This is a genomic window from Janthinobacterium sp. GL_088 (genome assembly GCF_057837845.1).
In genome coordinates this window covers 1,471,791-1,484,084 of the sequence record NZ_CM174453.1, presented here as the reverse complement: position 1 = coordinate 1,484,084, position 12,294 = coordinate 1,471,791, and the positions used below count along the sequence as shown (strand labels likewise).

Genomic DNA, 12,294 nt, shown 5'->3' with positions numbered 1-12,294 from the left:
TCTCTTTCTACTTCAGTTGTACGCGAGGATCGACCGCCTGGTACAGCAGGTCGGTGAGCAGGTTGAAGAGCATGGTGGCGGCGGCAACGTACACGGTGATCGCCTTGATCACCGGAAAGTCGCTGCGCTCGACAGCCAGAATCACTTCACGCCCGATGCCGGGGATGCCGAAAAAGCGCTCGAGCAGGAATGCGCCGATCAGCAGGGCCGGCAAGTTCGACATCACATAGGTAATGATGGGAATGCCGGCATTGCGCAGCACGTGCACCCACATGATGCGGCCTTCCTTGAGGCCCTTGGCGCGCGCCGTGCGCACGTAATCCTGGTTCGCCTCGTCCAGCACGAAGGTGCGGAACAGGCGCAGGGTCGGTGCGATGGAGACGGCCAGGCCGATCAGGATCGGCAAGGTGGAATAGCGCAGCAGGTTTTCCCAGAAGCTGTCGCCCCAGCCCTGCACGGGGAACAGGCCCAGTTTATAGGCGAAGCCGTACTGGAAGACGATGATGTAGACGAGGATGGAAATCGACATGCCCACCGTACAGGCGATCATGACGGCGCGGTCCGTCAGCGAGCCGCGCACGAAGGCGATGGCCAGCGCCAGCGCCACGCCAAAAAACGTTTCCAGCACGGTCAGCGGGATCAAGACCATCATCGACGGCCCCAGGCGCGACGTGATGATGTGCGACACGGATTCCCCCGTGGCCCAGCTCTGGCCGAAGTCGAACGTGACGATCTGCTTGATGAAGATCCACAGCTGCACATAATACGGCTGGTCGACACCAAGCTGGCGGCGGATGTTGGCGATGCTTTCCGCACTAGACATCTTGCCGGCCAGGATGTAAGCAGGGTCGCCGCCCACCCAGTTAAACAGGATAAACACCAGCAGGACCACGCCCAGCATGGTGGGCAGCATCTGCCACAGGCGGCGCAGGATATAAGCAAACATAATGATTCCTTGTCGTTATAAGCTGCGCTTACTTAGCAGCAGGGGCCGGAGTAGCTACCGGCGCACCCGTGCTGTCGATATCCATGTACGCCCATTCCTGGAACAGGATCGGGTGCTTCTTGTAGCCCTGCACCGACTTTTGCGCCAGCATGTTGCGGTAGCGCGCATAGCCGATCAGGGCGCCCGCATTGACTTCCAGGCGGCGCGCCATCTTGTGGAACAGCTCGTCGCGCTCGGGGCTGGCCGGCATGGCCTGGCTGGCCGCGTACCATTTATCGTACTCGGGATCCTGGTAGCAGCCATTGTTGTTCTGGTGCGTGTTCGGGCCGTAGAACAGCTGCATGAAGTTGTCGCCGTCCGGATAGTCGGCCAGCCAGGGCGCCGTGCGCGTCTGCATCTTGCACTGCTTTTCCGTTTTTAAGATGTCGGAAAAGATCATGCGGTCGTTTTCCATGCGGATGCCCAGCGAGTTATACGTCTTGCGCCACATTTCCGCCTGCAGCACGCCATTGGCTTCGTTGCGCGAAGCGTAGCGGATCAGCAGCGGCTTGCCGTCCGGCAAGGTACGCCAGCCATCGGCACCCTTCTTGTAGCCGAATTTATCCAGCAATTTGTTCGCCAGCACGGGATCGTATTGCAGCAGGGATTTGTAGTGGGGATCGTAGCCGACGACGCCGGGCGGTATCGGATAGTCGAGGCGCTTGGCCTGGCCATTCCAGATGATGCGGATTTCCTCGTCGATATTGTGCGCCATCGCGATGGCGCGGCGCAGGGCGATCTTTTCCTTGCTGAAGCCGCCGAGGGTCGGGTCTTCCATATTCCAGTAGTAATAGCTGATTTCCGGATCAAGCAGGCGCGACAGTTGCACGCCCTTCTCGGCCAGTTCGGGACGCAGCTTGCCGTTCAGCAATGCTTTCGGCGCCAGCGGGCCATCGAGCCAGAACACGTCCGTGCCGCCGCTCTGGAAGGACAGCCAGCGCGACTGGTCTTCGATCATCACGGAAATTTCGATGCGGTCGATGGCAGGAATGCGTTTACCCTGCATCTGGCGCACGATGCGCTGGTCGTCCGGGTCGTCGCCGGCCATGAAATTCCACGTTTCCGGCAAGTGCTGCGGATTGCGGTTCAGGACGATGCGGTTGCCGCGCGTCCACTCACCGAGGGTGTAATAGCCTGTGCCGACGGGATTCGAGCCTACCTCGCCCTTCACGTCGCCGTACTTGTACACCACTTCGCGCGCCACGGCGGCCGTCGGCACATAGGCGAGGATCATGGGAAAATTGAAATCGGTCTTGGTCAGCGTGATGCGCAAGGTGTACGGGTCGAGGATTTCCAGGCCGGCCACCTTCTTGTTGAAATCGAGCTTGTTCGACTTGGCCGCTTCCTTGGCCAGATCATCGAGCCCCACTACCTTGCCTTCGAACAGCCAGCTGTGCGGCGAAGCCAGGCGCGGGTCGAACAGCCGCTTCCACGAATACACGTAATCGGCCATCGTCAGTTCGCGGCGCTTGCCGCCAAACGCGGCGTCGGGCGTGAACAGGATGCCTTTTTTCAGGCGGATGGTGTAGGTCTTGCCGTCGGCGGACACTTCCGGCATGGCGGCGGCCGCGCCGGGCACCACCTTCACGGGGCGCGCCAGGTAATCATAGGTGTACAGGGTGTCGAAGACGGCCTGCGTGATGTGGTTCGAATACAGGTCGCGCGCGGTGGCCGGATCGAAGCCCGTCTCGGCGGCCGGCAGGATATAGCGCAAGGTTTTGACCGGCGCGGCCGCGGCAGCAGGGGCGGCATCGGCGGCAACGGCCGCCAGCGGCAGGGTGGCCAGGCAGGCGAGCAGCGCCACGCGCCGCATCCATGGTGACTTCATGTAATACCCTTCATCTCGATTATCTGTCGCACCGCATTGGTGCGCTTGTACTGGCTTCCCCCTGGGATACAGGATTCCACCGCCAAAACCAGTCCATCCACGCAAGATCTATGCCTTGTTCGCAGCCAGCCGCGTCGGTGGGTTGACGAGCTGGAAAACGCGTAACGATAACGCATATTTTGCATGCCGGGCAAAAAGCTGCGGTACTTCTGGCGTGCATGGCAACAACCACCCGCGCCACCGGGGAAATATTCCGCACCGCAACATTCCCTGGATGATGCCGCGCAAAAGCGCATTGGTAGAAACCCTTACGTCCGTGAATGAGCGCACTTTCTATCGGTGGGGCGGAATACGCATAGCGCAGCGCAACATTAAGATAATTGCCAATACTGAAACATTCAGACATTATAAAAAACACTGTTGTTTCCATCCCGAAATGTCACATTTGCGCGTTGACAAGGATTCTCGGCAAGTGGTCTTATCAAGCACGGCAACGCACAGTATGCCGTTCATCCCACAGCGATTGCCGACGCAGCAATCTTTTTTAGACTAGCGACGTTGTGCCTAAAAACAGCCAACCTAGCTTTTTTCGGAGTTTCGAGAATGATGATGGAAACAGTTATGTCCCGCTCCGTACGCCTGATTTTTTCGGGTAGCGTAGCAGCGATCAGCCTTGGCATGATGGCTGCGCCGGCAATGGCGCAAGACGCCAATGTCCAACGTGTGGAAATTACCGGCTCGAGCATCAAACGAGCCACAGCCGAGACCGCGTCACCGGTACAGGTCATCACCCGCGACGACTTGATGAAATCGGGCAAGGCCACCGTCGCCGAATACCTGCAAACCCTGACCGCCGATGGCGCCGGCTCCCTGCCGACGGGCTTCGGCAACGGCTTTGCCGCCGGTTCCACGGCCATCTCGCTGCGCGGCCTGGGCGCCACCTCGACCCTGGTCTTGCTCAATGGCCGCCGCATGGCGCCATTCGCGCGGGCCGATGACGGCCAGAAAAGCTTCACCGACCTGTCCACCGTGCCGATGCAGATCGTCGAGCGCATCGAAATCCTCAAGGATGGCGCCTCTTCCACGTATGGCGCGGACGCCATCGCCGGCGTCGTCAACATCATCCTGCGCAAGGACTTCGAAGGCCTGACCCTGAAGGGCGACACGGGCATCTCCGGCGACAGCGACGCCAAACAGCACCGCGCCTCGCTGACCTTCGGCAAGGGCAACCTCGACACGGATAAATTCAACTTCGTCGTCAACGCCGAATACACCAAATCGGACATGCTGATGAACAACGAGCGGGCCGGGCGAAAATGGATAGGCAAAGCCGACCTGCGTCCGTATGGCTATGCGATCAACACCCAGTTCGCCGGCGGTTACATTAATGGCAACAACGATGCGAATGCCTCGCCAGCGGGCCTGATCCGCGACCCCGTCACCAACAACTATGTTTCGCTGCCCGGTTGCTCCACCTTGTCCGTATCTTCGCCGCAAGATCCGAAGGGTGGCTGCCTGTGGCATCACGACCAGTTCCGTTCGATGCAGCCGAAGATCGAATCGATCAACCTGTACACGCGCGGTACGTGGCAAGTCAATGCCGACACCCAGGTGTATGCGGAAGCGGGCTATTCGAAGCGCGACACGGCCTTTACCCTGATACCACCGTCGATCACGCCCACCATCGCCTTCCCGCCGAACGCCGGCAGCCCGACTGGCGTCATCAACTACGGCTCCGGCGCCGGCACCACCATCGTGCTGGCCGCCAATCACCCGCAAAATCCGTACGGCGTGCCGGTGCGCGTGCGCTACCAGGCTTTCGACGTGGGCGCCAGCACGCGCCAGGCCAACAATGAGTTCAACCGCATCGTGCTCGGCGTCAAGGGCAATGCCATGGGCTGGGACTACGATGCCGGCTATACACATTCGGAATCGAAGCTGCACCTCGATTACAGCAACATGCTGAACATGGCCGTCGTCAAGGACGCCCTGGGCAACCCGAACAGCAAATATTTCCCGTACTATATCGGCGCGCAGGCAAGCAAGAATCCCGCCTCGCTGTACGCGGCCATGGTGACCAACGCTACCTCCGACTCCACGACCAAGCTCGACATCATCGACTTCAAGGCATCGCGCGAGCTGATGCAACTGCCCGGTGGCGCCATGGGCCTGGCCGTCGGTGCGGAACACCGCCGCGACAAGCTCGACAATCCATCGTTGTCGGGCACGGAAAACGGCTCCATCAACTCCAGCTATGTTGCCGCCAAGGGCGACAGCAAGGTCTCGGCCGTATTCCTGGAAGTGCTGGCACCCGTCTTCAAGACGGTGGAACTGTCGGGCGCCTTGCGCTACGACAAATACGACCGTTTCTCGTCGACCACGCCGAAACTGGGCGCCAAGTGGACGCCGCTGAAAACCTTCGCCGTGCGCGGCACGTATTCGGAAGGCTTCCGCGCTCCGGGCCCGGCCGAAAGCAATGCCGATTCGCAATCGACCGGCACTTCGACCGTGAGCGATCCCGTGCGCTGCCCGGGCGGCACCCGCTTGCCGGGCGCCAATGCCAGCGATTGTGAACTGCAAGTGGCGGCAGTCAAGATTGGCGACCCTAGCCTGAAGCCGGAAAAATCCAAGGGCTACACCCTGGGCTTGGTATGGGATCCGTTCAACGATACCAGCCTGTCGCTGGACGGCTGGAAGATCAAGCGTGAAAACGAGATCAATCCGCTGCCGTACAACGAAGCGGCCGCCCTGCCGACCGCCATCCGCGCCGACAACAACCTGACCATCAACGGCGTTGTCACGCCGAATACGGGCACCTTGCTGATCACCAAGGCACCGTACCGCAACTCCAGCTTTACGGAGATCAAGGGTATCGACCTGGACATCAAGCAGCGCGTGCGTCTGGGCGACTATGGCCGCGCCACGTTTGGCCTGACCTGGACCCACATCGCCTCGTGGGTACGCGCCGAGTCATCCACCGTGCGCTACCAGTTCGCTGGCACGCATGGCAATTGCGATACCTCCAACTGCGCCGGCACGCCGAAGGACAAGATCAATCTCACCGGCTCGTGGGACCTGGGCAACTGGAACGTCAGCGGCGTGCTGAACTACCGTTCGGACATGAAGAACATCCTATTTGAAGGCAAGCCTTGCGCCTCCAAACTGGCCGATGGCACGTCCGCGCCAAACGGTTGCAAGATCGCGTCGTTCACCACGCTCGACCTGTCAAGCCGTTGGAATGTCAGCAAACAGCTGCAACTGTTTGCCTCGATCAACAACGTGACCGACAAGATCGCGCCGCTCGATCCGCTGACCTACGGCGGCATGAGCTACAACCCGATGGATGCCAGCGGCGCCATCGGCCGCTACTTCAAACTGGGTGCCAGCTACAAGTTTTTCTAAGCTGACACACGTATCCTGACGCAAGGCGGTGAGTAATCACCGCCTTTTTTTTCGTCTGCGACTGTGGCGCCAGTTCCCTCATCCACATGCCTATTGCGCCAGCGCAAACCTTACCTCCTGCGCGCCTGTAAAACTCCCTTGCAGGCCACTTGGCCAAACCCACGCCACAGGAGTGTCAGATGATGCCAACCCGCAGTCCCTCCCCTACCTTGCGCCTGCTGTGCGCAGCCTTGCTCGGCGCGTATGGCCATGCGGCCATGGCGCAGGACACCGACGCAGCCGGCACGCCCGCCATGCAGCGCGTCGAAGTCACCGGCTCCTCCATCAAGCGCCTCGTCGCGGAAACGGCGACGCCCTTGTCCATCTTCAAGGCCGAGGATTTCGCCAGACAGGGCTTGACGACGGCCCAGGAAGTGCTCAGCAAAATTCCCTCGAATGCATCGAGCATGGGCAGCGGCAATGCCGTTGGCGGCAATACCAGCGGCTTGCCCACGGGCGGCCAGGCCAGCGCCGACTTGCGCGGCCTGGGCGGCGACAAGACCCTGGTGCTGCTCAATGGCCGGCGCATCGCCAACCATCCGTATGACGGCGCCAGCGTCGATCTGAACATCATTCCCATCGCCGCCCTGGAACGGGTCGAAGTGCTGCGCGACGGCGCCTCGGCCATCTACGGCACGGACGCCATCGGCGGTGTCATCAACTTCATCACGAAGCGCTCCGTCAACGTCACGAACATCACCGCCGAAATCATCGCCCCCCAGCACAAGGGCGGCGACGAGCACCGCCTCAACCTGTCGACGGGCTTTGGCGAGCTCGACACGGATGGCTACAATATTTTTGGCGTGCTCGACTATCACAAGCAAAAAGTGCTGACCTCGCAGGACCGCGCCTTCTCGGCCACCGGCATCGTCCCCTCGCGCGGCCTGTCCATTACCAGCGGCACGACCTTTCCCGGCAATTACTTTGATGCGGCAGCCAATGGCGGCGACGGGCTGGCCGGCAATCCCTACGCGGCCAGCGGCTGCTTGCCGCCGCTGTCGGTGCCGGCCGTGCCGGCGAACGGCACTTGCCGCCAGGATTACACGCGCCAGATCGACGACCTGCCGGCGCAGGAACAGCTGGCCTTCTTCGGCAAGGGCGCCTTCAAGCTCGGCGGCGGCCACCTGGCCACGGTGGAATACCTGCATTCGGAAAACAAGGTGAAGGCACGCACGGCGCCGCCGCCGCAAACAGGCTTGATCCTGCCCAACTCCAGCCGATACTATCCGGGCAATGCGGGCGGTGTGCCGGCCCAGCCGGGCTTGTCGGGCCAGCCCCTGAGCGTCAACTGGCGCCCCGTGGAAGCGGGCCAGCGGCAGATCGATTCCACCGGCAAAGCCGACCGCCTGGTGCTGGCGCTGGAAGGGGAACTGGCGGGCTGGGATTACAAGACGGGACTGAGCCATGCGATCAGCAAGTCGTCGGAGAAATTTACCAACGGCTATGTGCAGGATGCGAGCTTTGCCGCTGGCGTGCTCAATGGCATCCTGAACCCGTTTGGCGTGCAGGATGCGGCCGGCAAGGCTTACCTCGACAGCACGGCCCTGCGCGGCGAAGTGCAGAATGCCAAGGTCACCACCACGGGCTTCGACCTCAAGGGCAGCCGCGACCTGATGCAGCTGGCCGGCGGCCCGCTGGCCATCGCTTTGGGCGGCGAAGTGCGGCGCGAAAAGGCCAACTTCAACGTCAACCGCGACATCGCCGGCCAGGCCGCCAGCTCCGGCTTGTCCGGCTCGCTGTCCAAACGGGGCGCGCGCACCATCCAGGCCGTCTTCGGCGAAATCAACTTGCCGCTGATCAAGGACCTGGAAGTGCAGCTGGCTGCCCGTTTCGACCATTACAGCGACGTGGGCAGCACCACCAATCCCAAACTGGCCCTGCGCTACCAGGCCAGCAGCGCGCTGGTGCTGCGCGGCTCGGCCAGCACGGGTTTCCGCGCCCCCACCCTGTTTGAAAAGAATGCGCCGCCGTCGAAGAACGATACCAACGATAGCTATGACGACCCGATTCTGTGCCCCGGCGGCGTGCCGCAACCGGGCGCCAACCCCTTGCGCGATTGCGACTTGCAGCAGTTCAAGCTGCAAGGCGGCAATGCAAACCTGAAACCGGAAAAATCCACCACCTTCGCCTTCGGCCTGGTGCTCGAACCGGTGAAGGAAGTGACCGTCGCCATCGATTACTGGAACATCCATTTGAAAGACAAGATTGCCTCCTTGCCCGAGCAATCGATCTTCGGCAACTACGAGAAATACAAGGCCTTGTTCCTGCGCAATCCCGACGGTTCACCGTACGCCATCCTCGACCTGAACGACAACCTTGGTGAAGTGAAGACTGACGGCGTCGACGTCAGCCTGAATGCGCGCCTGGGACGCGGCGCGTATGGCGATGTCAGCGTCTCGGTCGATGGCACGTGGATCCGCAAGTACGACTACCAGAACGAACGCAACGGCGCCTTCATCGCCAACGTGGGCCGCTATGCGGACAACAATCCCGTATTTCGCTGGAAGCATACGGCCGCGCTGAACTGGCGCAAGGGCAACTGGGGCGCCACCCTGTCGCAATCGTTCAAGTCCCGCTACACGGACCAGAACAATGTTGCCGACCAATACAAACACGATGTGCCGTCGTACAGCCTGCTGGGACTGTCGGGCAGTTATGCGTGGAAGGGCTTGCTCCTGACGGCCGGCGTGAAGAACCTGCTGGACAGGGAGCCACCGTTCTCGAACCAGGGCACCCTGTTCCAGAAAGGCTATGACCCGCGCTACACGGATCCGATCGGGCGCGCGTATTACCTGCGCGGCAGCTATACGTTTTAAGGGGAAAAGTTCAGGTCGACAGATAAAACAGGCAGCGCTGGCAACAGCGTGCCAGCGACAGAAAAGCGGCGCCATCAGCGATGATGTGCGCCGTTTTATTTTACGCATCTGAGCAAGTCTGACAAGGGTTCACGATACTTTATTGCTGAAGGATTATAAAAAAAACAGGAAAATGTTGCATTTCATCCAAAAAGTCCGCGCGAAATTGACAATCTGAATGGTGAATGTTTTGATGAGGGCCTTGAAAATTTACAGAATTTTCATTGGTGGATTTGTAAAAAGGCAAATAAATTGTTGGTGAGCAACAAGTTATTTCAAAATAATTGCCGCCTTTATCACAATAACAAGGAATTTCAGATGATGATAGAAAATGTAATATCGCGGTCGCTGCGCCTGATGTTTGCAGGCGGCATGGCCCTGAGCATGCACACCGCGTATGCGCAAGAAACAACAGATGGCACCATGCAACGCGTGGAAGTCACGGGTTCGAGCATCAAGCGCATCGCTTCCGAAGCGTCGCTGCCGGTGCAGTCGTTCAACCAGAAAGACATCAAGAAAACCGGCGTCACCACGGTGACCGATTTCATTCAGCAAATTCCTGCGATGCAGGGCTTCTCCGTGGCCGCCGATTCGGTTGGCGGCGGCGGCGGCGGCGTCACCACGGCCTCGATTCACGATATCGGCGCAGCCTACACGCTGGTGCTGCTGAACGGCCGCCGCGTGGCGCCATCCAATTCCGGCACCACCATCGACCTGAACTCGATCCCGCTGTCGGCCATCGAGCGCGTGGAAGTGCTGACGGACGGCGCCTCGGCACTGTATGGCGCCGACGCCATCGCCGGCGTGGTCAACTTCATCCTGAAAAAAGGCGCTTCGCCGCTGGAAATCAATGCCAAGTACTCGCGTCCTGAGGAATCGGGCGGCGCCAGCAACTCGATTTCGATCAGCAAGGGCTTCGGCGACATCGACGACGATGGCTACAGCATCTTCGTGTCGGCCAGCCATGACGAACAAAAATCGCTGAAAGCATCGCAACGCAGCTTCGCGAAAAGCGGCATCATCAATTTCAACGATCCGAAGACCGGCAAGGCGCTGCAATTCATCAACGGTTCCTCGCGTTCGGCCCCTGGCAACGCTACTGTCGATTACAACCGCACCGATCCGCTGACTGGCGCCGTGGTCATCAATCCGAAGACCGGCACGCCATTCGTCGATAGCGTCAACCTGAACCCGTACGCATTGGCCCATGGCGGCAAATGCGCCGCCAGCAACATGGATTTCTATGGCGACGGCAACTGCTATTTCGATTCGCCATCGACCATCGAAATCAATCCTGAATCGAAGCGCGACGCCATCTTCAGCTCGGGTACCGTCAAACTGGGCAAAACCGGCTTCCAGGGTTTCTATGACCTCGCTTACACCGAAGCGCGCGTCATCGCCAGCATTGCGCCGTACCCGGCCGATTTCTCCGTCGACGTCGGCTCGCCGCTGTTCAACAAATACCTGGCACCAAACCTGACGCCAGCGCAATTGGCCAACGCCACGGGCGCCGTCGCCAAATATCGCCTGTCGGAAATGGGCAACCGCGTCTACAACTACGGCACCAAAGCCACCCATATCGTTGCCGGCGTCGATGGCAATGCATTCGGCTGGGACATCAATTCCGCCGTGACCTACTCGAAAAACAAGCAGACGCAACAATACGTCAGCGGTTTCCCCCTGTCGGACAAATTCGATGCGCAATTGGCTGATGGCAACATCGACCCGTTCGCCTATCCTGTAGGCTCCATGCCGGACGCCATGCGCCAGGCACTGATGGGCACGGGCTTCAGCGGTACCTACAACACGCAAACCGTGGAAATGAAGGGCATCGATGGCCGCGCTTCGCGTCCTGTGTTCTCACTGCCAGGCGGCACGGCCATGCTGGGCGTGGGCGCCGACTACCGCAACACCTCGTACAAGGTGCAACAGGCGGACGTGGCTAAGCAGGCGCAGATCCTGTTTGACAATGCGCAAGTCGACAGCGAATACGCACGCGACAATGCGGGCGCCTACGCCGAACTGATGCTGCCGATTTCGAAGAAACTGGAAATGACCGGCTCGCTGCGTTATGACCAGATCGGCGCCATCGACAACAAGCTGACGGGCAAGACGGTTGGCAAGAAGGAAAACGCCACCACCTGGAAAATCAGCGGCAAGTATTCCGCGACCAAGAGCCTGATGTTCCGCGCCGCTGCCGGTACCGGCTTCCGCGCCGCCAGCATGCAGGAAATCGCCGGTCCGCTGGAAGACTGGGGTGTAACCGGTGGTAACTATCAATGCCCGCTGACCGCAGCGAACGGCATGGGCGGTCACCCGCTGGCCAACTATTGCGAAGGCGTGGTACGCCAACAGTTCGAAGCCTTCCAGGGCGGCAATCCGGAATTGAAACCGGAAACGTCGAAGCAGTGGAGCATCGGTACCGTGTTCGAGCCGATCGACAGCCTGTCGATGTCGTTCGACCTGTGGAACGTGCAGATCAACGATCAGGTGACCTCGGTCTCCGAAGGCTTGATCTTCAACAATCCAGCCAAGTACGCCGACCTGTTCACCGTCAAGCACATCACCTCGACGGGCAAGGACGTGCTGGCCGTCAAGCTGCTGCCAATCAACATTGGTAAAGTAGAAAACCGCGGTATCGACTACGACTTCACCCACAAGATGAAGCTGCTGGACGGCCGCCTGACGAGCCGCCTGATGGGTACCTACCTGCTGCGCTCGCGCTACACGACGCCAGGCACGAATGATCAATGGGAAACCAGCCTGAATCGTTACGGTTCGAACGACAAGGTCAGCTTCCGCAACATCATCCGCGCCACCACAACGTTTGAGACGGCCAAGTTCACGCATACGCTGAGCGCCAGCTATCGCAATGGCTACACCGATAAGGAACAGACTGAAAAAGGCTGCGCCGTGATCGTCGCCGGCAGCCCAGGCGAATGCTATGGCATCCAGCTGGAAGTGCCGAGCTACACCACCTTCGACTTCCAGACGGCTTACCGTCCGCTGAAGAACGTGGAAGTCACGGCTGGCATCCTGAACCTGTTCGACCGCGATCCGCCGTTCACCCTGCGTAACACGGGTTCGCATCAAGTGGGCTACAACCCATCGTACTCGAGCGCCCTGGGCCGCCAGTTCTACCTGAGCGGTTCCTACAAGTTCTAAGCTCACCTTGAGCTGAAAAC

The 12,294-nt window shown here is 60.1% G+C and carries 5 protein-coding genes; 3 read left to right on the top strand and 2 right to left on the bottom strand.

Annotated features, from left to right (window positions below):
* Window positions 1-7: 7 nt before the first annotated feature.
* Together AC3IQ7_RS06625 and AC3IQ7_RS06620 are read right to left on the bottom strand one after the other, a co-directional pair.
* On the bottom strand, window positions 8-946 hold the full coding sequence (locus AC3IQ7_RS06625; RefSeq protein WP_034782513.1) for an ABC transporter permease: 939 nt from the start codon (window positions 944-946) through the stop codon (window positions 8-10).
* A gap of 28 nt (window positions 947-974) precedes the next feature.
* Window positions 975-2,813, bottom strand: a complete 1,839-nt coding sequence (locus tag AC3IQ7_RS06620) for an ABC transporter substrate-binding protein (protein ID WP_489208665.1) — start codon at window positions 2,811-2,813, stop codon at window positions 975-977.
* A 621-nt stretch (window positions 2,814-3,434) separates the two neighbouring features.
* Here AC3IQ7_RS06620 and AC3IQ7_RS06615 point away from each other — a divergent pair.
* From AC3IQ7_RS06615 to AC3IQ7_RS06605, 3 genes are all read left to right on the top strand, one after another.
* Window positions 3,435-6,215 (top strand): TonB-dependent receptor, encoded by a 2,781-nt coding sequence (locus tag AC3IQ7_RS06615; protein WP_322427406.1) that lies wholly within the window; start codon window positions 3,435-3,437, stop codon window positions 6,213-6,215.
* 179 nt (window positions 6,216-6,394) lie between these two features.
* Complete coding sequence (locus tag AC3IQ7_RS06610) at window positions 6,395-9,070, top strand: TonB-dependent receptor (RefSeq protein ID WP_489208664.1); 2,676 nt, start codon at window positions 6,395-6,397, stop codon at window positions 9,068-9,070.
* Window positions 9,071-9,427: 357 nt separating this feature from the next.
* Window positions 9,428-12,274, top strand: a complete 2,847-nt coding sequence (locus AC3IQ7_RS06605; protein WP_489208663.1) for a TonB-dependent receptor — start codon at window positions 9,428-9,430, stop codon at window positions 12,272-12,274.
* Window positions 12,275-12,294: the final 20 nt, after the last annotated feature.